Origin of the sequence: Methylobacterium tardum, assembly GCF_023546765.1 — a bacterium.
Taxonomy (GTDB): Bacteria; Pseudomonadota; Alphaproteobacteria; order Rhizobiales; family Beijerinckiaceae; genus Methylobacterium; species Methylobacterium tardum.
The window spans coordinates 5,443,527-5,462,861 of record NZ_CP097484.1 but is presented as its reverse complement, the minus strand read 5'-3'; the positions used below and the strand labels follow the sequence as shown (position 1 = coordinate 5,462,861).

General features: G+C 72.8%; 19 protein-coding genes. 8 read left to right on the top strand and 11 right to left on the bottom strand.

The genetic code is table 11. The features are described 5' to 3' along the window. Positions 1–48: 48 nt before the first annotated feature. The 4 genes from M6G65_RS26055 to M6G65_RS26040 all read right to left on the bottom strand — a co-directional run bounded on the left by M6G65_RS26055 (position 49) and on the right by M6G65_RS26040 (position 3,121). Complete coding sequence (locus M6G65_RS26055) at positions 49–1,206, bottom strand: methionine ABC transporter ATP-binding protein (RefSeq protein ID WP_250103069.1); 1,158 nt, start codon at positions 1,204–1,206, stop codon at positions 49–51. Then, positions 1,206–2,006, bottom strand: coding sequence for a MetQ/NlpA family ABC transporter substrate-binding protein (locus M6G65_RS26050; RefSeq protein ID WP_250103068.1), 801 nt, complete (start codon positions 2,004–2,006; stop codon positions 1,206–1,208). Before M6G65_RS26050 ends, M6G65_RS26055 begins: the two co-directional genes overlap by 1 nt. A 246-nt stretch (positions 2,007–2,252) precedes the next feature. Further along, complete coding sequence (locus tag M6G65_RS26045; protein WP_238198519.1) at positions 2,253–2,714, bottom strand: YeeE/YedE family protein; 462 nt, start codon at positions 2,712–2,714, stop codon at positions 2,253–2,255. After that, positions 2,711–3,121 carry a YeeE/YedE family protein gene (locus M6G65_RS26040; protein ID WP_238198517.1) on the bottom strand — a complete coding sequence of 137 codons (411 nt, stop codon included), beginning with the start codon at positions 3,119–3,121 and terminating at the stop codon, positions 2,711–2,713. The genes M6G65_RS26045 and M6G65_RS26040 overlap by 4 nt, the downstream gene beginning before the upstream one ends. A 286-nt stretch (positions 3,122–3,407) precedes the next feature. Here M6G65_RS26040 and M6G65_RS26035 point away from each other — a divergent pair, with 286 nt between their 5' ends. The 7 genes from M6G65_RS26035 to M6G65_RS26005 all read left to right on the top strand — a co-directional run bounded on the left by M6G65_RS26035 (position 3,408) and on the right by M6G65_RS26005 (position 10,899). Beyond that, a complete protein-coding gene (locus M6G65_RS26035) occupies positions 3,408–3,599 on the top strand; it encodes a hypothetical protein (RefSeq protein WP_192709786.1) in 192 nt (63 codons plus the stop codon). Between the two features lie 329 nt (positions 3,600–3,928). Further along, the gene (locus M6G65_RS26030; protein ID WP_238198515.1) at positions 3,929–5,152 is read left to right on the top strand and encodes a metallophosphoesterase family protein; all 1,224 of its coding nucleotides are present in this window, start codon (positions 3,929–3,931) and stop codon (positions 5,150–5,152) included. A gap of 50 nt (positions 5,153–5,202) precedes the next feature. After that, positions 5,203–6,471 carry an arsenic transporter gene (locus M6G65_RS26025; RefSeq protein WP_238198513.1) on the top strand — a complete coding sequence of 423 codons (1,269 nt, stop codon included), beginning with the start codon at positions 5,203–5,205 and terminating at the stop codon, positions 6,469–6,471. Between the two features lie 29 nt (positions 6,472–6,500). Continuing rightward, positions 6,501–7,436 carry a DMT family transporter gene (locus tag M6G65_RS26020; protein ID WP_238198511.1) on the top strand — a complete coding sequence of 312 codons (936 nt, stop codon included), beginning with the start codon at positions 6,501–6,503 and terminating at the stop codon, positions 7,434–7,436. Between the two features lie 12 nt (positions 7,437–7,448). Further along, entirely contained in the window at positions 7,449–8,846 is a 1,398-nt protein-coding gene (locus tag M6G65_RS26015; RefSeq protein ID WP_238198509.1) for a TAXI family TRAP transporter solute-binding subunit, read from the top strand. A gap of 312 nt (positions 8,847–9,158) precedes the next feature. Continuing rightward, positions 9,159–10,547, top strand: a complete 1,389-nt coding sequence (locus tag M6G65_RS26010) for an adenylate/guanylate cyclase domain-containing protein (protein WP_250103067.1) — start codon at positions 9,159–9,161, stop codon at positions 10,545–10,547. 112 nt (positions 10,548–10,659) lie between these two features. Beyond that, on the top strand, positions 10,660–10,899 hold the full coding sequence (locus M6G65_RS26005) for a hypothetical protein (protein ID WP_238198505.1): 240 nt from the start codon (positions 10,660–10,662) through the stop codon (positions 10,897–10,899). Between the two features lie 37 nt (positions 10,900–10,936). On the opposite strand, the gene sorB is transcribed toward M6G65_RS26005, so the two are convergent. From sorB to M6G65_RS25975, 6 genes are all read right to left on the bottom strand, one after another. Beyond that, entirely contained in the window at positions 10,937–11,254 is a 318-nt protein-coding gene (gene sorB / locus M6G65_RS26000; protein WP_238198503.1) for a SorB family sulfite dehydrogenase c-type cytochrome subunit, read from the bottom strand. A gap of 23 nt (positions 11,255–11,277) precedes the next feature. Beyond that, complete coding sequence (gene sorA, locus M6G65_RS25995; protein WP_250103066.1) at positions 11,278–12,486, bottom strand: SorA family sulfite dehydrogenase catalytic subunit; 1,209 nt, start codon at positions 12,484–12,486, stop codon at positions 11,278–11,280. A gap of 97 nt (positions 12,487–12,583) precedes the next feature. Continuing rightward, positions 12,584–13,525, bottom strand: coding sequence for an NAD(P)-dependent oxidoreductase (locus tag M6G65_RS25990; RefSeq protein WP_238198498.1), 942 nt, complete (start codon positions 13,523–13,525; stop codon positions 12,584–12,586). 94 nt (positions 13,526–13,619) lie between these two features. After that, positions 13,620–16,100, bottom strand: coding sequence for a putative bifunctional diguanylate cyclase/phosphodiesterase (locus M6G65_RS25985; RefSeq protein WP_250103065.1), 2,481 nt, complete (start codon positions 16,098–16,100; stop codon positions 13,620–13,622). Then, positions 16,090–17,487: a cytochrome P450 gene (locus tag M6G65_RS25980; protein ID WP_238198494.1), complete on the bottom strand. Its 1,398-nt coding sequence runs from the start codon at positions 17,485–17,487 to the stop codon at positions 16,090–16,092. Before M6G65_RS25980 ends, M6G65_RS25985 begins: the two co-directional genes overlap by 11 nt. A 363-nt stretch (positions 17,488–17,850) precedes the next feature. Further along, the gene (locus M6G65_RS25975) at positions 17,851–18,111 is read right to left on the bottom strand and encodes a hypothetical protein (protein ID WP_238198492.1); all 261 of its coding nucleotides are present in this window, start codon (positions 18,109–18,111) and stop codon (positions 17,851–17,853) included. 260 nt (positions 18,112–18,371) lie between these two features. Between M6G65_RS25975 and M6G65_RS25970 the strand changes: the two genes are divergently transcribed. Beyond that, positions 18,372–18,728, top strand: coding sequence for a hypothetical protein (locus tag M6G65_RS25970; RefSeq protein WP_238198490.1), 357 nt, complete (start codon positions 18,372–18,374; stop codon positions 18,726–18,728). Positions 18,729–19,100: 372 nt separating this feature from the next. Here M6G65_RS25970 and M6G65_RS25965 read toward each other — a convergent pair whose 3' ends face one another. Further along, positions 19,101–19,310 carry a hypothetical protein gene (locus M6G65_RS25965; protein ID WP_238198489.1) on the bottom strand — a complete coding sequence of 70 codons (210 nt, stop codon included), beginning with the start codon at positions 19,308–19,310 and terminating at the stop codon, positions 19,101–19,103. Positions 19,311–19,335 lie beyond the last annotated feature (25 nt).

The following is a 19,335-nucleotide window of genomic DNA, read 5'->3' as shown; positions in this document are numbered from 1 at the left end:
GGCGAGGCTCCGGGTCGAGACGGTTGTCGGGCGGCCGCTGTCGCGGACTCACGCCGCTTCGAAGTCCGAGCCGGCGTAGCCCAGCCGCTCGACGCTCCCGCCGAGCGCCCGCAGCCGCCCCTCCACGCCCGGATCCTCGCTTGCGACGGCGACCAGGATCCGGCCGACCGCGTGGCCCTGGATCCGCTCGATGCCGGCCTGGAGGAGCCGCACCGGCGCCCCGGCGGCGGCCGCCGTGCCCGAGAGATCGGGCGCGCCCTGCCCGGAATAGGTGACCTGCAGGATCGCCGACCCGCCGGGCGCCGGGTGCGGCTGCAGCCGGGCCGCGAGGTCCGCCGGCAGGCCGCGGGTCAGCGGTTCGAGGAGCGCCCGGGTGGTGGGATGCGCGGGCGCCCCGAAGACGCGCCAGACCGGCCCGGTCTCGACCACCCGGCCCGCCTCCAGCACAACCACGTCGCTGCAGATCTCGCGGATCACGCTCATCTCGTGGGTGATCAGCACGATGGTGATCCCCAGCCGCCGGTTGATGTCGCGCAGCAGATCCAGGATCGCCAGCGTCGTCTCCGGATCGAGGGCGGAGGTCGCCTCGTCGCAGAGCAGGATCTCGGGGCTGCTCACCAGCGCCCGGGCGATGCCGACCCGCTGCTTCTGCCCGCCGGAGAGCCGCGACGGGTAGGCGTCGGCCTTGTCCTCCAGCCCGACGAGGCGCAGCGCCTCCGCGACCCGCCGGCCGATCTCGGCCTTGGGGATGCCCGCCACGGCCAGCGGCAGCGCCACGTTCTGTCGGACGGTCTTGGCCGCCAGCAGGTTGAAGTGCTGGAAGATCATGCCGATGCGGCGGCGCAGGGCCACGAGCCCGTCCGTATCGAGGGCGTCGATCGGCGCGCCGTCGACCAGCACCCGGCCAGAACTCGGCCTCTCCAGCCGGTTGACGGTCCGCAGCAGGCTCGACTTGCCCGCCCCCGAGCGGCCGATGATGCCGAAGATCGCCCCGGCGGGGATGTCGAGGTCGACGCCGTCGAGGGCCCGGACCGGGCCGGCGGCGGACGGATAGGTCTTGGAGACCGCCTCGAACCGCACCGTGCCGGCGGCCCGGCCGGGCGGCGCCGTCACGCTTGCGGGAGCGAGGGCGGCGCCCGGGTTCCGCGGTCCGAGGGCGATCCGTCCGGCCGGATCGCGCAGGCTGTCGAAGACGAGGCCGACCATCAGTTCTGCCACGCCAGCAGGTAGAGCTTGTCGCTGTCGGCGAAGGACTTGCGGATCTGCTGCTTCACGGCCTCCGAATTCTGGAACAGCTTGACGAACTTGGCGATGGCCGGGTCGTCCTTGCGGGACGCCTTGGTGACGAAGCTGACGGCGAAGAGCTTGTCCTCGATGCCGGAATAGATCAGGCCGCCGGTCGGGTCGAAGCTGCCGGACGCCACGATGAAGTGCGGGTAGCCCTGCGCAAGGTCGACGTCGCGGGTGATCCGCACGAGCTGCGGACCCTCGACCTCGGTGAATTTCAGCTTCTTCGGGTTCTCGGTGATGTCGCCGAGGGTGCCGAGGAAGCCGACCCCGTCCTTCAGCCTGATCAGCCCGGCCTTCTGGAGGAGCAGCAGGGCGCGGCCCTGGTTCACCGGATCGTTGGCGACCGCCACCGAGCCGCCCACCGGGATCGCGTCGAAGCTCTTATGCTTCAGGGAGTACAGGCCGATGTTCTGCAGGATCCCGAGGCCGACGATCGCGAACTGGTAGCCCTTCTGCTTCGCGGCGTTCTCCATGAAGGGCCGGTGCTGGAAGAAGTTCACGTCGACATCGCCGGCGTCCAGCGCGACGTTCGGCGTCGTCCAGTCGCTGAACTCGATGACCTGGACATCGAGCCCCTCGGCCTTGGCCTCCCGGGCTGCCACGTTGGCGGCGTCGCTGTAGGCGCCGGGGACAGTGCCGATCTTCAGGGTCTCGGCCCGGGCGGAGACTGTGCCGAGGGCGAGCCCCAGGGCGGCGAGGACAGGCAGGACCTTCATCGGGCAGGACTCCGGGCTCGTGACGGGGCGCGGGCCCCGCACCGACCGGACGGCATCGATCCCGCAGGCGCGGCGGCGTGCGGAGACCGTTCCCCAAGTCGATGCGTGCCAGTGCGCTCAGCTGATCTTCAGCGCCGAGGTTTAGATCACGGGCGCCGGCGCCGACATTCCAAAGATACCGACCGAATGGGATGTTTGATCTCTGGCTGGCCTGTATCGGAAATTGGAATGCTTCCGGCGTCCGGCTCAGGCCGGGGCGCGTTCGTGCGGCGCATCCTTGCGCCCCGCGACCCCGCGTCCGAGATCGTGGAGGGCCATCCCGGCGAGCATGGCGGCGACGAAGACGAGGACCGGGCTCGCCCCCGTGGAGAGCGCCGCGACGGCCGGGCCGGGGCAGAAGCCCGAGAGCCCCCAGCCGATCCCGAACAGGGCCGCACCGGCGACGAGCGGCGCGTCGATCCGGCGCTTGGCCGGCCAGTCGAACCGGGTCGCGAGCACCGGCCGGGCGCGGCGCCGGCTCAGGCGGTAGCCCAGACCCGAGACCGTGACGGCGCCCCCGAGGACGAAGACGAGGCTCGGATCCCAGGCGCCCGCCACGTCGAGGAAGCCGCGTACGCGCGCCGGGTCGAGCATCCCCGAGAGCGCGAGGCCGAGGCCGAAGAGCAGCCCGGACGCCAGGGCCGCGAGGATGCGCAGGGCCGCGCTCACGCCAGCCCCCGGACGGCCGCGACCGTCAGCATGCCGGTGGCGAGGAAGACCAGCACCGCCACGATCGAGCGCGGCGACAGGCGCGCGAGGCCGCAGACGCCGTGGCCGGAGGTGCAGCCGGACCCCAGCCGCGTGCCGAAGCCGACCAGCAGGCCGGCCAGCGCCAGGACCGGCAGACCGGCCGCGATGCGCATCTGCGGCCATTGGCCGGCGAGCAGAGCGAAGAGCGGCGGCCCGAGGGCGAGGCCGAGCAGGAACGCGGCGTCGGTCCAGCGGCGCGCGCCCGGGCGGCCGAGGCCGGCGACGAGGCCGCTGATCCCCGCGATCCGGCCGTTCAGCAGGAGCAGCAGCGTGGCCGACAGGCCGATCAGCAGGCCGCCAGCCAGGGCGGGGAGATAGGTGCCCATCGCACGTCCCCGGATCGCGACTCGCAGGATCGCGACTCGCGCGGCCGCGGCGGCGGCCGGATGCGACGTGGTAGCGCTCCGGAAACGCCGGAACAAGCCTTGCCGGATCGTTTTGGACCTGTAATTATTCATTTATCGCAATGGCTTAGTGAAGATCATGCTCTTCCGCGAGCACTCCGCGAACGAAACCTTCTCCTCGACCCTGGAGCCCGGGGAAGAGCTTTTCCGGGACGATCGGGCGCCCCCGCGGCAGACCCGCGACGCTTGGGAGCCACCGGCTCTGGGCGTGGCGCAGGGCGACGAGGTCGTGTTCGAGCGGCTCGACCTCGCCGAGATCCTGGGGATCTGGCGCCACGCCCGCGGCCGGGTCGTGGGCATCCACCGCCAGGGCGGCGACGCCGCCACCGTGGATGTGAAGTTCGAGGGACACGAGACCCTGGAGCGCTACCTGCCGGACCTGTTCCGCCGCGTGCACTGACGCGCCGCCGGAAGTCTCCGACCGCCCGCGGCAAGATCCGGCCGGGCGCGGCTCAAGATCCCGCGATCTGTCGCGCCAGACGACAGGGGGTGTCTGCTTTCCCGACACTTCCGGCTGCTGACCCTCCGGCGCGGCCCCGATCACGAAAAGTTAGGCCCCTCCGCCCGCGTGCCTCCCCGGCAGGCCGGAACTCGGCCCCGTCCGAAACGTCGGGCCGGTCGCGACCACCGCGGCCGATCCCCGGCCGGGGCGGACGCGTCTGTCCCGGGGGGCACGATGGCTGAGGGGAACCGCAGAACGAGCGGGCGGCGTGCGCGCGCGGGCGCACCATGACGGCCCGCCACGGCGTCTTCGCGTTCGCGCATGTCGGCGACCTCCACCTGGCGGGTGCCGATGACCGCCACGTCGCCGACCTGCGGGCGATCCTCGCGGAGGTGGCGGGCCTGCACGGCCGGAGCCTGCTCGACTTCGCCTATCTCCCCGGCGACCTCGCCGAGGATGGCCGGGCGGAGCAGTACGCGCTCCTGCGCGCGGCCCTCGACGCGCATCCGGACCTGCCGGTGCGCCTGATCGCCGGCGACCACGACCGCCAGCACGGCACGATGACGGATTTCGACGCCCTGTTCGCGGCGATCGCCGGCAGCCGCCGCGGCGGCGGCCACGCGGCGCGCCGCCACGACCTGCCGCGCCCGCGCGATCCGGCCCCTGTCACCCAATCCTACTACGCCGAGACCATCGCGGGCGTGCGCTGCCTGTTCCTCGACATGATCAGTGCCGGCTACGGCGAGAAGGGGTTCGGCCTCGATTTCCGCCTCGGCCCCTGCCAGCTCGCTTGGCTCGGCGAGGAACTGGCCCAGGCCGAGCGCGAGGGCCTGCCCTGCGCGGTCTTCGCCCACACCTACCCGGACGACCTGTGCGTGCCCGACGAGCGGGAAGCGCTCGCCGGCCTGATCCGCCACCACGGCGTGCGCCTCGTGGAAATGGGCCATACCCACTACAACGAGCTCGCCCCGGATGGCCGCACCCTCTACGCGGCGGCCCGCTCGGTCGGCCAGAACGAGGACGGCTCGGTGGGCTACGCGGTCGCGGCGATCGACGGGCCGGTCACGAGCTGGCGCTTCAAGCCCCTCGACCGGGCGCTGCCCTTCGTGATGATCACGAGCCCGGCCGACCGGCGCCTCGCCACCGCCCCCCTCGACGCCCCCGACGGCACGATCTCGGTGCGCGCCCTCGTGCTGTCGGAGAGGCCGCAGGACGCGTGGCGCTGCCATCTGCGCGTCGATGGCGGCCCGGCCCACCCGATGGTGCCGGACGGGCCCCGCACGGTCCACGCCCGCATCCCCTGGCGGGAGGGCGCGCACCGCCTCGCCGTCACGGTGACGGACGGCACCGGCCCTGCCGATACCGAAGTGATCGAGCCCGTGGGCCGGAGCTTCGTGCCGCCGCCCCCGCACGCCCGCCCCGGCAGCGATGCGTTCCGCCTGCCCGCTTGGCCCGAGAAGGGCCTGCGCGGAGACCAGCTCGGCCCGAACCGCAATGGCCGGGACTGGTAGACGCGCTACACCCCCGCACCAACCAACCCGACAGAGGATCACCGGACCCGATGGGCGCGCTGACGCTGACCCCCAACATCGCCACCTGGGCCATCGCCGCGCTCGCGACGCTCGGCGTCATCGTGCGGCCGTTCTCCTGGCCGGAGGCGATCTGGGCCGTGCTCGGCGCCGGGGCGCTCGTCGCCCTCGGCCTGCTCGCCCCCGCCACCGCCTGGGACGGCGTGCTGAAGGGGACCGACGTCTACCTGTTCCTCGTCGGCATGATGCTGATGTCGGAGGTCGCCCGGAAGGAGGGCCTGTTCGACTGGCTGGCCTCGATCGCGGTCCGGGCTGCCAAGGGCTCGGCGACGCGGCTGTTCACCCTGGTCTACCTCGTCGGCACGGTCGTCACGGTGTTCCTGTCGAACGACGCCTGCGCGGTGGTGCTCACGCCCGCCGTCTACGCGGCCACCAAGGCCGCCAAGGTCGAGAACCCCCTCCCCTACCTGTTCATCTGCGCCTTCATCGCCAACGCGGCGAGCTTCGTGCTGCCGATCTCGAACCCGGCCAACCTCGTGGTCTTCGCCGAGCACATGCCGCCGCTGGTGCGCTGGCTCGGCCTGTTCGCCCTGCCCTCGGTTCTCGCTATCGGGACGACCTACGCGGTGCTGCGGCTGACCCAGGCAAAGACCCTGCGCGGCCAGCAGGTCGCCACCGACGTCGCGGCCGTGTCGCTGTCCCGCACCGGCCTCGTGGCGGGCTTGGGCATCGTGGCGACCGGCGGCGTGCTGATCGGCGCCTCGGCGCTCGGCCTCGACCTCGGCCTGCCGACCTTCGTGGCGGGCCTCGCCACCACGATCGTCGTGCTGCTGCTCAAGCGCGGCGGCCTCGTGGAGGTCGCCAAGGACGTGTCGTGGAGCGTGCTGCCGCTGGTGGCCGGCCTGTTCGTCCTGGTCGAGGCCCTGGAGAAGACCGGCGTGCTGGCGATGCTGGCGGACCTCCTCAAGGGCTACGCCCACGCCGCCCCGGAGGCCACCGCCTGGGGGGCGGGCGGCCTGGTCGCGGTGCTGTGCAACCTCGTCAACAACCTGCCGGCCGGGCTGATCGCGGGCGCCGCCGTGCAGGCCGCCCACGTGCCCGAGAAGGTGGCGGGCGCGATCCTGATCGGCATCGACCTCGGTCCGAACCTGTCGGTGACGGGCTCGCTCGCGACGATCCTCTGGCTCACCGCCATCCGCCGCGAGGGCCAGGATGTCGGCGCCTGGACCTTCCTGAAGCTCGGCCTGCTGGTGATGCCGCCGGCCCTCGCGCTGGCGCTCGCCGGCCTGCTCCTCGTCTGACCCTTTTCCCGCAAACCCAAGGTCCGCGCGTGACGGCTGCCCTCCTCTATCCCTTCATCCTGGTGGCGGGTGCGCTGCAGGCGATCGGCAACGCCATGAACGCGCAGCTGCGCGGCCGCATGGTCAATCCGTGGCTCGCCGCGACGGTGTCGTTCCTGCCGATCGTCTTCGTGTTCACGACCCTGTTCCTCACGATGCCGACGCCGCTGCCGAGCCTCGACAGCTTGAGCAAGATGCCCTGGTACGCGCCGCTGGGGGGCCTGGCCGGCGCGGTGGCGGTGTTCGGCGGGCTCGCCTTCATCGACAAGGTCGGCGCCGGGCCGTTCAACGGCCTGACGCTCACCGCCAACATCCTCACCTCCCTGGCGATGGACGCGCTCGGCCTGTTCGGCCTGCAGGCCGCGGGCTTCAAGCCGATGCCCTGGCTCGGCGGCCTGCTGATGGCGGTGGGCGTCACCTTCATCGCGCGCTCGGGCGGCAAGAGCGACGGCGGCGAGGGGCATGGCGAGGGGCACGGCATGTCGGGCAAGCTGCTCTACCCGTTCATCCTCGTGGCCGGCGCCCTGATGGCGATCGGCGTGGTCTGGAACGCGCAGCTCCGCGGCGCCCTGGAGAATCCCTGGCTCGCCGCGACGGTGTCGTTCGTGCCGGTCGTGTTCGTGTTCGCGCTGATGTTCCTGCTGCGGCCGTCGCCGCTGCCGACCCGGGCCGACATCGCGGGCGTCCGCTGGTGGATGCCCCTCGCCGGGATCACCGGGGCGGTGGCGGTCTTCGCCGGGCTGCTCTTCGTCGACAAGGTCGGGGCCGGCGCGTTCAACGGCCTGCTCATCACCGCCAACCTCCTGACCTCGGTGGCGCTCGACCATTTCGGCTGGTTCGGCATGAAGCAGGTCAAGGCCGGCCCGCCGCGCCTGATCGGCGCCGCCCTGATGGTCGGCGGCATCGTGCTGATCTCGCTGTTCTGAGCGCCCGGGCCGATGGCGACCCTCCCCGCTTGGCTCCTGCGCCGGGAGACCCTGCTCCTGGCCGGGGCCGCCCTCCTGGGCGCGGGCGGGGTCGCGGCCTGGGTCCTGCTCCAGGCGACGGTCCTGACCATCGCGGTCGCGCCGCGCGACGGCACCGAGCCCGGCCTGATCAAGGCCTACGCGGACGCGCTCGACGCCGCGCACGAGAAGGTCCGGCTGAGGATCCTGTCCTTCGACGACGTGCGCGAGAGCGCCGCCGCCCTGCAGGACGGGCGGGCCGACCTCGCGGTGGTCCGCCCCGACGTGCTGCTCCCGACCAACGGCCTGACCCTGGCGATCCTGCGCGACCAGGCGATGGTCATCGCCTCGCCCGAGCAGGCCGGGATCACGAGCTTCCCGAAGCTCGCCGGCAAGCGGCTCGGCATCGCGGCGCACCGGGACGCCGATCTCTGGCTGCTCCGGAATCTCCTCGGCTATTACGGGCTCACCCTGGAGGAGGCCGCCGGCCCGGTCCGGGACTCGGCGGTCCTGCTGGTCCCGGTCGACCAGGAGGCGGTGGCCGCCGCCTTCCGCGAGCGGCGGATCGACGCCTTCGTCAGCATCATCGCGCCCTCGGCACCCAAGGCGCTGGCCCTGGTCTCGGCCGTGCAGGGCGTCGCCCGCGGCGGCAAGGTGGCGTTCGTCGCCGTGGAGGATGACGGCGCCGTGATCGAGCGCTTCCCGCGGCTCCAGGCGGTCACGGTCCCGGGCGGCCTGTTCGGCGGCCGGCCGAAGCTGCCGGCCGACGACGTGAAGACGGTGGGCGCCTCGTACCGGCTGATGGCCCGCGCCTCCTTGAGCCGCGTCGTGGCGGCCGACGTGACCCAGCAGCTCTTCGAGAAGCGTACCGCCGCCGCGCAGGCGACGGACGCCGCCGAGTACGTCCAGGCCCCGGCCTACGACACGACCGTGGCGGCCACCAGCGCCCGGATCCCGATCCATCCCGGCGCGATCGACTATTACGAGCGCGACCAGCACGGCTTCATCGAGCGCTACGGCGACACGCTCTACCTGCTCGGCGCCCTGGCGGGCGGCCTCGTCTCGGTGCTGGCCTGGATCCGGCAGCGCCTCGCAGGCCTGCGCCGCGAGCGCATCGACGAGATCATGGACCGGCTCCTGGAGATCGCCGGGCAGGCCCGGGCGCTGCGCGACCCGGCGGCGATCGCGGCGCTCAACACCGAGGTCGACGCCCTGGCCATGGACGTGGTGCGCTACGCCCGGGAGCGGGAGCCGGACACCCGAACCATGTCGGCTGCTGCGGTCGCCATCGACACCGCTCGGGCGACCATCGCGGATTGCCGGGCGCACGCGGCGGAGGCGGGAGGTCGGGCCGGGCGGCCTGTCCGGCTGCACGGCGCGGGCGGGGGCTGAGATGGCCATCTCGGAAGTTCACCCCCGGGCGTTCTCGTGTCCGCCCTGTGCGGCCGGCGCATCGGGAACCTTTGGAGCCAGCTCCGACTGATGCTGTCCCGCCGTCATCCCGGGGCCGCACAGCGGAGCCCGGGATCCAGACCCGCCGACGTGCCAAGATCCTGCACGGCCAGCGGATCTGGGTTGCCCGCCTGCGGCGTGCCCCTCCGGGTCCGGGCTCGCCTGCGGCGCCCCGGAACGACGGCGGACCCGATCCGGCGGGCAGCCTCGACACTCTGGGACACCGATTCGCGCATGCACAGAGCCAGCGGCATGGCCGTCTCGACCGCGCCGGCACCGGACCTGGTCGATCCCGCGCCGGATGCCGCCTCCGTCCGGGCGCGCATGGCGGCACGGGTGCAGCGGTCCCTGCGCTCGCGCACCGTGGCGTGGATGACGGTGGGGTTCGCCACGATCCTGGTGATGACCGCCATCGCGCTCGGCGCCTTCGTGTACCAGCAGCGCGGCATCGACGCCGTGCGCCACACCGTGGCGGTGGACGGGCGCCTCGCCCGCGTGCTGTCCGCGGTGCAGGACGCCGAGACCGGCCAGCGCGGCTACCTGCTCACCGGCGACGAGGCCTTCCTGCTGCCCTTCACCGAGGGCCGGCCGAACGCCGACCGCCAGCTCGACCTCCTGCGCGACCTCGTCCGGGACGATCCCGACCAGAAGTCCGACCTCGACGCCCTGGCCGGGCTGATCCGCCGGAAGCTCGACGAAATCGGCGCCAGCGTCGCCCTCATGCGCGGCGGCGACGGCGCGGCGGCCCGCGCGTCCGTGGCGGGCGGGCGCGGCAAGCAGGTGATGGACGCGATCCGCGACCGCGTGCGCCTCATGGAGGCGCACGAGGCCGACCGGATGGAGCGGCGGCAGGCGATCGTGTCCCGGATCGCCCTGGCCATCTGGGTCCTGGTCGGCGCCCTCGCGGTCCTGTTCGTGCTGTTCGCCGCCTCGGCCCTGCGGGAGGCGACCCGGCGCAACCGGCTGTCGCGGTTCCTCCCGCAGGAGCTGGTCCTGCGGCTCGCCGACGGCGACGGCAGCCTGAAGGCCGGCCGCCGACAGCAGGCCGCCATCGTGTTCATCGACATGCGCGGGTCGACCGCCCTTGCCGAGAGCCTCGATCCGCACCGGCTCTCCGAGTTCCTGTCCGCGTTCCGGCGGCGGGTGACGCGCCTCGCCCGCCTGCGCGGCGGCGTGGTCGACAAGTTCATCGGCGACGGGGCCCTGGTGGTGTTCGGCCTGCCCGAGCCCGGCCCCGACGATGCCGCCCGCGCCCTCGCCTTCGCCCAGGACCTCGTTGCGGTGATCGCCCGCTGGACCGACCGGGCCGGGCCGACGGAAGCCGTACGCATCGGCGTCGGCGTCCATTACGGCGAGGTGTTCTGCGGGATCATCGGCGAGGAGGCGCGCTACGAGTTCACCGTGCTGGGCGACGCCGTCAACGTCGCCGCCCGCCTGGAACAGGCGACCAAGCTCCACGGCGTCCCGATCCTGGTCTCGGAGGCGGCGCGGCGAGCGGCCGGAGCCCCGGCTGCGGCGTGGCGCGAGGTCAGCCGCGAGCCCCTGCGGGGACGCCGCGAGCGCATGGCCTACCACACGCCCGCCGGACCGGGCGCCGGCCGGGCGGATGTTCCGCTGCCGACGATCGAAACGCCGCCCTGAGAAGAACCTGTTTGCCGTCGGGTCTGGGCGGAGAACAAGCATCTCTACGCGCAGCGAAATACGAAAGACGCGTCCATTGCGAACGGGGGTGCCGAGCGCGACATTCCGCATCATGCGCAGCGCCTCTGAAATCCAGTCGCCGGCCTTCGATCCGTTCGGCGAGCCCGTCGCCGACGGCGTCGCGCGCGCCTGCCCGGCCTCCACGACCGGCGACCGCACGGCGCGGCGCGTCGGCGGTGCGGTGTTCTGGACGCTGGCGCTGGCGATCCTGGCCGGCCGCGTCTACGCCTACGATCTTCCGGCCGTGCAATCCGTCGCCGCCCACGCGGCGCAGGTGCTCGCGCTGCGCTGACGCGCGGAACGCGCGTTCCGTCCGTCGCTCGACACGCTCAGTACGTCCCCGCCAGATAGGCGGCGATCGCGCCGGCATCGGCCTGCTCGATCGGGGCGTGGTAGGCCTTGATCATCTTGGCCACCTCCGCGTCCCAGAACGCCGTCCCGCGGCCGGGCGGCTGCGTGGCGATGTAATCCACCGAGTGGCAGGTCTGGCAATTGGCCTGGGCGGCCTCGTAGCCCGCGGCCAGGCTGCCGTCCTTCGGCGGCCGCAACTGCGCGGTCGGGTCCGGGACCGTGTAGGTCCGCGGCGCGGCCCAGGCCGCGCCGGCGGTCAGGCCCGCGATCACCGCACCGAGCAGAAGCGCACGCATCCCGTCCGTCCTCCGGTTCGCCGTCATGCCGCCTGCACCCGGGTGGTCTCGACGCCGTTGCGCATGTAGCCGGACGGGTTCCAGCGGGACGCCATCGGCTGAGTGCTGCCGTCCTGGGCGGTGGCCCGCACCCGAATCGCGTGGGCGCCGGGCGCGAGTGCGGTCGCGAGCGACCAGGGCCGGAACGCGTAGGGGCCGAGATCCTGGCCGAGCGCGGCCTGGATCCAGGTGGCGCCGTCGTCGGTCGAGACCGCGACCTCCTTGATGCCCGAGCCGCCGTCGAACGCGATGCCGCGCAGGGCGACCGGCCCGGCCTTCACCTGCGCGCCGTCGGTCAGGTTGGTCAGGAACGACCGCACGTTGAGGCGTCCGATCGGCACGGTCTTGTCGGCGGCCTTGCCGGGCTCCGTGCAGGCGCAGGGATTGTCGGGGATGCGGTAGGCGGTCTTCATGAAGAAGCCCTCGAACGGCTTGTCCAAGACCGTGATGGTGTCGAGGTGCTTGACCCAGTAGGTCCCGTAATAGCCCGGCACTACGAGGCGGAGTGGGTAGCCGTTGAGCCAGGGCAGATCCGCGCCGTTCATGCCCCAGGCGAGCAGCACCTGCCCGTCGCCGGCCTGGTCGAGGGTCAGCGCCTTGGCGAAGTCCGGTGTCTCCGGCAGGACCGGGCGGTCGAGCCCGTTGAACGCGACCTGCACGGCCCCGGCCTTCACCCCGGCCCTGTCGAGCACGCTCTTCAGCGGCACGCCGGTCCAGCGGGCGCAGCCCATGGCGCCGTTGGCGAGCTGGCCGCCGGCCATGCGCGGCTCGAAGAAGCCGCGGGAATTGCCCGAGCACTGGTTGACCGCGACGATCTCGGTCCGGCCCGGCAGCGCCTTCAGCTCCGCAAGCGACAGCGCGACGGGGCGCTCCACATGGCCGCCGACATTCAGCCGGAACGCCTCGGGGTCGATCTCCAGGGGGATGTCGGCGAGGTGGTAGCGGACGAAGAACGCGTCGTTCGGCGTGATCGCGCCCTCGCCGAAGACCGCGAACGGCGTCTCCAGCTGGGGCGGCCGGGCGGTGGTCTGCAGCAGCGGCCGCTTGCCCGGATAGGCGACGAGCGGTCGCTCGCCGTTGCCGAAGGGCAGGTGCGCGTCCTCCCCGGCCCGGGCGGGCCGCAGGCCGCTCCCCGCCGCCAGGACGCCGAGGGCGGCGCTCCTCAGGAAGGCCCGTCGTGCCGGATCGGTCATCCCCTGCTCCCTCCCGGCCGGCCCCGCAATTCGCGGTCGCGCAGCGCCGGTCCCGATGGATAGCCCGCGCCGGCCGAAAGGCCCAGATCCCGGGCGTTCAGCCCTGCGTGAGGTGCCGGCGCACCGCCGCCGCGATCACGGCCGAGACCCGGACGTTCGATTCCTGCGTCACCCCGGCGATGTGCGGCGTGAGGATCAGGTTCGGCACCCCCGCGAGCGCGGCGCCGGCCGCGGCGTCGAGGGGCTCGCGGTCGAACACGTCGAGGGCCGCGCCGCCGAGATGCCCCGACCGCAGGGCCGCCGCCACCGCGGCCGCGTCGACGACGCCGCCCCGGGCGGCGTTGATCAGCACGGCGCCCGCGGGCATCCGCGCGAGGGCGGCCGCGTCGATCAGGCCGCGGGTCTCCGCGGTGAGCGGGACGTGCAGGGAGAGCACGTCGCTCTCCGCGATCAGCGTCGTGAGGTCCCGCCGCTGCACCGGACCGTAGGCGGGCGTCCAGGCCGGATCCGCGTCCGCGACGAACGGGTCATGGGCCGCGAGCGCCATGCCGAGGGCGGCGGCGCGTCGGGCGGTCTCCCGGGCGATCGATCCGAAGCCCACGAGCCCGAGACGCTTGCCGGCGATCTCGCGCCCCATCAGGGCGTTGCGCGGCCACGCGCCCGAAGCGACCGCCGCGCTCGCTCCGTAGGCCCCGCGCAGGAGCAGCATCGCGGTCGCCACCACGTACTCGGCGACCGCCCCGTCATTGGCGCCCGTCGCCGGATAGACCGCGATACCGCGCGCCTCGCAGACCGGGACATCGATGTTGTCGAGACCGACCCCGAGCCGCCCGACCACCCGGAGACGCGCCGCGGCGGCGAGGAGCGGGCCGCGCACCTGCGTCCGGTTGCGCACGATCAGGGCGTCGGCGTCGCCTAGGACCGCCGCCAGGGCGTCGGGCCGGTCGACGAGACCGGGATCGTACAGGGTGTCGAAGCCCGCGAGATCCGCGGCGATCGCCGCCTCGTCCATGAACTCGCTGATGACGACCTTGGGCATGCGGCGCTCGGTTCCTCGGGTTCGCGTGGCCGCAACCCGCTACAGGGGTTTGCGGCCCCGTGGAACAGCAACATGGAACAGAGGCGGCCGCGGCTCAGGCCACCGCGCGCACGGCCTGGTCCGCCAGCAGGGCCGTCCGGGGTATGCGCTCGACTAGGCTCGCCACCTCGCCGGGCGGACGGGCCGGGCTGTACAGGAAGCCTTGCGCGGAGTTGCAGCGCCGCGACCGGAGAAGCGCCGCCTGCTGCTCCGTCTCGACGCCCTCCACCGTGACGTCGATGCGCAGGTCACGGGCGATGACCATGATCGCCTCGATCACCGTCAGGCATTCCGGACGGCTGCTCAGGTCGCGGACGAAGGCCCGGTCGATCTTGATCTTGTCGACCGGAAACTGCGTCAGGTAGCTCAGCGACGAGTAGCCCGTCCCGAAATCGCCGAGGGCGATGCGCACGCCGAGTGCCCGCAGCGCGCGAAGGTTGTCGAGGACGTGCGGCGTGTTGGCGAGGAAGATCGATTCCGTGATCTCGATTTCCAGGCGCTCCGGCGCGAGGCCGGTCTCGGCCAGCACGGCCTCGACGTCGGCGAAGAAGTCGGGCAGCCGGAAATGGATCGACGAGATGTTGACGGCCACGCGCATCTGCGCCGGCCAGGTCAGCGCCTCGGCGCAGGCCTGCCGCAGCGCCCAGCGCCCGATCGTGATGACGAAGCCCGTGCTCTCGGCGATCGGGATCATCTCGGCGGGCGAGACGGCGCCGTGCCCGGCGCGCGTCCAGCGCAGCAGCGCTTCGCAGCCGACCACCTGCCCGTCCTGCAGGCTCACCAGCGGCTGGTAGTGCAGCTCCATCTCGCCGTTCTCGAGGCCCGCCCGCATCGCCTCGCCGAGCTCGCGCCAGCGCTGGACGCGGCGCTCCAGGTTGCGGTCGAAGCGCTGCCAGCGGCCCTTGCCGGCCTCCTTGGCGCTGTAGAGCGCGAGGTCGGCCTTGCGGAGCAGGTCCGCGGGGGCGGCCGCATCCCCGGGCGCGCACGCGATCCCGATGCTCACGCCGATCTCCGCCCGGACGCCGTCGATCAGGTAGGGCGCGCACAGGGCGCCGATGGCGGCCTCGGCCAGGGCCTCCGCCGCGGGATCCCCGCCGCGGTGCAGAATCGCGAACTCGTCGCCGCCGAGACGGAACGCCTGGGCGTCGGCCGGGAGCAGGACGCGCAGGCGCTCGCCGACTTGGCACAGCAGGGCGTCACCCGTGGCGTGGCCCGCGCTGTCGTTGACGGTCTTGAAGCCGTCGAGATCGAGGTAGAGCAGGCTGACCGGCGCGCCCTGGACCTCCGAGACGGCCGCCGCGCAGGCCTCGGAGGCGACCTCGTGGAACATGACCCGGTTGGACAGGCCGGTCAGCGCGTCCCGGGTCGCCAGATAGGCGATATGCGCCTCCGCCTCGCGGCTCTGCGTGACGTCCGAGCCGACGCCGCGGAAGCCCGCGAAGCTCCTGCGCTGATCGAGGAACGGCTTGCCGCTCAGCCGGAGCCAGCGTTGGCCGGCCGGCGTGGGGAAGGCGACGAGGTGCTCGTGGAAGGCGCGGCCCTGCCGGAGGTGATCGAGGAGCTCGGCGCTGTGGTCGGCCTCGTGCACCGTGTCGCGCGAGGCCTCGCCTCTGCCGGCGAGCAGGGCCTCGAACGCGCTGTGCTGAAGCACCGCGACCGGGCAGCCGAGCACCTCCGCCATCCGGGTGGAGACGTGCTGAAACTGTCCGGTCGCGTCCGTCTCCCAGAGCCAGTCGCTGGCATGCGCCTCGAACTCGTTGAGCAGCAGGCCGATCGTCTCGCTCTGCTCCTCGACCCGCACCCGGTCCAGGATGCGCTGGCGCGACAGGCGGCTCATGCGGCCCACGCTCACCACCACGAAGAGCGCGTAGACGACGAGCAGGAAGCCGATGCTGAGCGCGACCGGCTCCCCGCACCGCGCCAGCCCGACGAAGCTCCCGAGGATGACCGGGATCGCGAACAGGTACGAGACCGACAGGAGCGGGCCGACCACGTAGGCGTCCGAGATCAGGCCCGCCGCGGTGGCGACGATGATCAGGCGCTCGTCGCCGTCGGCGGGGGCGAACAGCACCACCGGCATGGTCGCCCAGGCCAGGCCCAGGGCGAGGGCCAGCCCGCCGGAGATCCGGCAGCCCCACAGGACCCCGGCCGGCGAGACGGCGCTGGCATAGGTGCGCAGGTAGCGCCAGGTCAGATAGGTCGCCGCGACGATCACCACGGCGACCCAGGCGAGCAGGCCGAGGAGGTAGGCCTGCGGTGCCGAGGTCCAGAAGAAGTAGGCGACGGCGGCCGCGATGATCAGGTGCGTGACGGCCGAGTAGGTGGCGAGCTTCAGCGTCTCCTCGAGGAGGCCGGCGCGGACCTGCAGCCGGTAGCGGCTCGGCAGGGCCGCGACGGCGTCGAGGCGGCGGATGCGGTCGATCAGGGACCGGGCCGTACCGCCCGGCGCGGCGGCCGTTCCGACCGCCTGAGCCGTCTCGGCCGCCTTGCCGGTTTCGGCCGCGCGGTCCGGCCCGGGCGCGCGTTCAGTGGACATGGCGCGGCACGACCTTCATCCGCAGGCCGCCCTCGGGCCTCAGCGTCACGCGGAACTGCGCCCGCGGCATCTCGGCCGCCTCGGGCACGAAGCGGAAGGCAGGCAGCAGCGTCGCCAGGATGACGAGGCATTCCGTCAGGGCAAGGCTCATGCCGATGCAGACCCGCGGGCCGGCGCCGAACGGCAGGTAGGCGTAGCGGTCGCGCGCCGCGGCCCGGTCGGGGGCGAAGCGGTCCGGATCGAACAGGTCCGGCCGGTCCCAGAGCAGCGCGTGCCGGTGCAGGGCGTAGACGGGGACGTGGATCGACTGCCCGGCCGGGACGGTCATGTCTCCGAGGCGGACCGGGGCCTTCGCCCGCCGCACGATCAGCGGGGCCGGCGGATACAGGCGCATCACCTCGAGGAGAACTTGGCGGGTGTAGGGCAGCCGGTCTGCGGCCTCGGGATCGGCGACGAGGTCCGCGTCAAGGGCCGCCATCTCGGCGAGGACGCGCCGCTCGACCTCCGGGTGCTCCGCCAGGACCCGGAAGGTCCAGGCCAGCGCGAGGGCGGTGGTCTCGTGGCCGGCGGCGACGAAGGTCAGGAGGTTGTCGATGATGCTCGCGTCGGCGAGGGGCTGGCCGGTCTCCGGATCCCGTGCCTCGAGCAGGAGACCGAGAAGGTCGGCACCGGGCTCGGCCCGGGCGCGGCGGCGCGCGATCGTCCGGCCGACCTCGGCGCGCAGGTAGCGGGCCGCCGCCGCGCCCGCCCGCGCCCCCGGATGCGGGACCCAGGCCGGCGCGTGCAGCATCTCGAGGGCGATCTTCCAGCTGGTCTGGCCGAGATACGCGTCCATCGCGCGGCCGAACGGCTCGACCTCCAGTTGGTCGTCGCCCGACACCATCGTGGCGACGATCACGTCGAAGGTGGTGCGCATCATCTCGCGCAGGATGTCCCGGGTCCCGTCGGGCGGCGTGTCGCCGCGCCAGCGCGCCCGGGTCGCCTCGGCGGCCCGGGCCATCGCCGGCACGAAGCTGCGCACGCGATCCGGTCGGAACATCGGGACCGCGGTCCTGCGCTGCTCCCGCCAGTGTGGACCATCCGCGGTGAGGACGCCGGCCCCGAGCGCGGGCGCGAGGGCGCGCAGCATGAACGGCTCGCGCTCCAGGGCGTCGGCCTGATCGACCATCAGGCTGCGGATCTGGCCGGGGCTGCACACGTAGGTGGTCCGCCGCCCGAGGAAGCGGGTGGTCACCAGCGGCTGCGTGTAGATCTGCTGCGGCCACGCCTCGATCAGGCTGCGCAGCATCGTGGCGAGCACCGACGGCAGAAGCATCACCTCGGCCAGGGCCTCCCCGAGCGGGGTCTGGCCCGGCTCGCAGACCCTGAACCTTCCGACAGCTGGCATTCCCAAATCCTCTCGGGACCAGAATCGGGTGCCAGTGTTAAATTTTGGCTCGGTTCGGACCAGCATCCGGGCCCGAGTTCCCTGACCGGCCAGAGAATTCATCACCGTGCTTACCGATCGCTTGCGCAATCGCGCGCGGATCGGAAGGTTAGGAAACCGCACCGCCGCGCCGCATCTGCGCGCGGTGCGCCACCGACTGGCGCACGGCCGCGATCAACTGCGGACCCGGCAGACCGTCTGAAACGATACAGCTCCGCATTTGGGCCGTCGGTCGGATCATCGCCAGGCTGATTCTCTGGTGGAGCCGAGCCGATCCGTCGGCTTGCGGCTGTCGCCTCGGGCGTCGGCTGGCGAACCCGGAGCTCAATCCACCCCGCAGGCCAGAAGATCGCGTCTGTGCCGCTCGGCCTCCTCCCGCGCCTCCTCCTGCCAGCTGTCCTCGGGAGGGGTGACCTTGACCCGGTCCGACCGCTCGCCCGGCAGATGCAGGCTGCGCGGGTCGACGGTCAGCGAACCCGTCGTCTCGGGATCCTGGCCGCAATCCGGGCCCGGCCGATAGGCCTGCGCGAAGGCGGGACCGGCACACACGGTCGCGGCCACCGTGAGGGCGATGAGCTTGTTCATGATCGGTGTCTCGGCATCCTGACGCGACGGTTCGGTCACCGTCGTGGGCGGCGGCGGGTGCGGGCCGACCGCCTTACCGGGAAGTTCGGGCGAAGGCTCGGCCGCAGCTATGGGCGCGGAGCATGCGCCCCCCGACACGGTCGCGCTTGACCGCGCTTCCCCATCGGGCGGGCCGCGCGCCGCGAGCGAAGCGCGCATGGCCAAGCCGGAATGGCCAAGCCGGAATGGACAGGCCGGAACGGCCTCGCTAGCCTTCCGGAATGGCTGACAGCATTCTGGAGATCACCGGTCGCGTCGGGAGCACCGTGCGCGCCGTATCGACATCCGCCGGCATCGGCCTGCGGTCGCGAACCCATGGCGCAGGCGTGGCCGTCGACCTCGCACCGGAAGCGGCCCTCGAACTCGGCGAGTGGCTGGTGGAGCAGGCGCGGGCACAGGGTGTCGCCCGTCCTGCGGACGACGACCAAGGTGCGGCCGCCAGCCAAGGGGCGGCCGACAGCACAGGGGCGGCCGCCGCGCGGAGCCCCGCATCGCCCGAAGGGGCGACCCGCGGCCTGACGCCGGCCGGGCGCCATCGCCGTCCGCGGACCGGCCGGAAGATGCCGGCCGCGCGATAGGTCCCGCTGGGCACGATCTCCGGGCCGCCGGGGCCCAGGGTCGGGCGTCGCGGCTGAACGCCGGAAGCCTGTGCGGCGTGCCGTTGTGGCGGCCGTGCGACAGGGCTCGGCGACCGCCTGTGGATGACGGCGCTTGCCCCCGAATGATCAAGGTTTGGGCGCGAGGCTGATCAGATCACCCGCGATCCGATGACCATGCTGGCTCTCCATCACGCTTTCGTCCACCGGCACCGCGAAGAGGTTGCCGTGCTCGTCTCCTCGGTCGTGTTCCTGGCCAGCGCGCTGCCGTTGTTCTGGGCGCTCGGCTGACCGTCGTCCGGACCGGGAAACGTCTCGGCCGATCCCGCCCCTCTCGGCTGTCGCGGCGTTTCCTCAGGGCGCCCGCGCGTCCCTGGAAGCGTGGCGTTCCGCTTCCGCCCGCCACGCCCTGCATTCGGCCTGGACCGCCTCGAGACGCGCATGCAGGTGCCCGGCGTCGATCGCCGTCTCCATCAGCATGTCCTGCGCGGCGGCGAGCTGCTGACGCAGCTCGGTATTCTCGGTGGCGAGGACGAGGAGGAGAGAGGCCACATCGTCACCCATCCGGGCTCCTGCTTCCGCGATCCGA

Excerpts from the sequence above, each read along its gene's own strand:
- M6G65_RS25990 (WP_238198498.1), bottom strand. The coding sequence starts at position 13,525 with ATGCCCAAGGTCGTCATCAGCGAGTTCATGGACGAGGCGGCGATCGCC.
- M6G65_RS26030 (WP_238198515.1), top strand. The coding sequence starts at position 3,929 with ATGACGGCCCGCCACGGCGTCTTCGCGTTCGCGCATGTCGGCGACCTC.
- M6G65_RS26055 (WP_250103069.1), bottom strand. The coding sequence starts at position 1,206 with ATGGTCGGCCTCGTCTTCGACAGCCTGCGCGATCCGGCCGGACGGATC.
- M6G65_RS25985 (WP_250103065.1), bottom strand. The coding sequence starts at position 16,100 with ATGTCCACTGAACGCGCGCCCGGGCCGGACCGCGCGGCCGAAACCGGC.
- sorB (WP_238198503.1), bottom strand. The coding sequence starts at position 11,254 with ATGCGTGCGCTTCTGCTCGGTGCGGTGATCGCGGGCCTGACCGCCGGC.
- M6G65_RS26015 (WP_238198509.1), top strand. The coding sequence starts at position 7,449 with ATGGCGACCCTCCCCGCTTGGCTCCTGCGCCGGGAGACCCTGCTCCTG.
- M6G65_RS25970 (WP_238198490.1), top strand. The coding sequence starts at position 18,372 with ATGGCTGACAGCATTCTGGAGATCACCGGTCGCGTCGGGAGCACCGTG.
- M6G65_RS26005 (WP_238198505.1), top strand. The coding sequence starts at position 10,660 with ATGCGCAGCGCCTCTGAAATCCAGTCGCCGGCCTTCGATCCGTTCGGC.
- M6G65_RS26050 (WP_250103068.1), bottom strand. The coding sequence starts at position 2,006 with ATGAAGGTCCTGCCTGTCCTCGCCGCCCTGGGGCTCGCCCTCGGCACA.
- M6G65_RS25965 (WP_238198489.1), bottom strand. The coding sequence starts at position 19,310 with ATGGGTGACGATGTGGCCTCTCTCCTCCTCGTCCTCGCCACCGAGAAT.
- sorA (WP_250103066.1), bottom strand. The coding sequence starts at position 12,486 with ATGACCGATCCGGCACGACGGGCCTTCCTGAGGAGCGCCGCCCTCGGC.
- M6G65_RS26010 (WP_250103067.1), top strand. The coding sequence starts at position 9,159 with ATGGCCGTCTCGACCGCGCCGGCACCGGACCTGGTCGATCCCGCGCCG.
- M6G65_RS26025 (WP_238198513.1), top strand. The coding sequence starts at position 5,203 with ATGGGCGCGCTGACGCTGACCCCCAACATCGCCACCTGGGCCATCGCC.
- M6G65_RS25980 (WP_238198494.1), bottom strand. The coding sequence starts at position 17,487 with ATGCCAGCTGTCGGAAGGTTCAGGGTCTGCGAGCCGGGCCAGACCCCG.
- M6G65_RS26040 (WP_238198517.1), bottom strand. The coding sequence starts at position 3,121 with ATGGGCACCTATCTCCCCGCCCTGGCTGGCGGCCTGCTGATCGGCCTG.
- M6G65_RS25975 (WP_238198492.1), bottom strand. The coding sequence starts at position 18,111 with ATGAACAAGCTCATCGCCCTCACGGTGGCCGCGACCGTGTGTGCCGGT.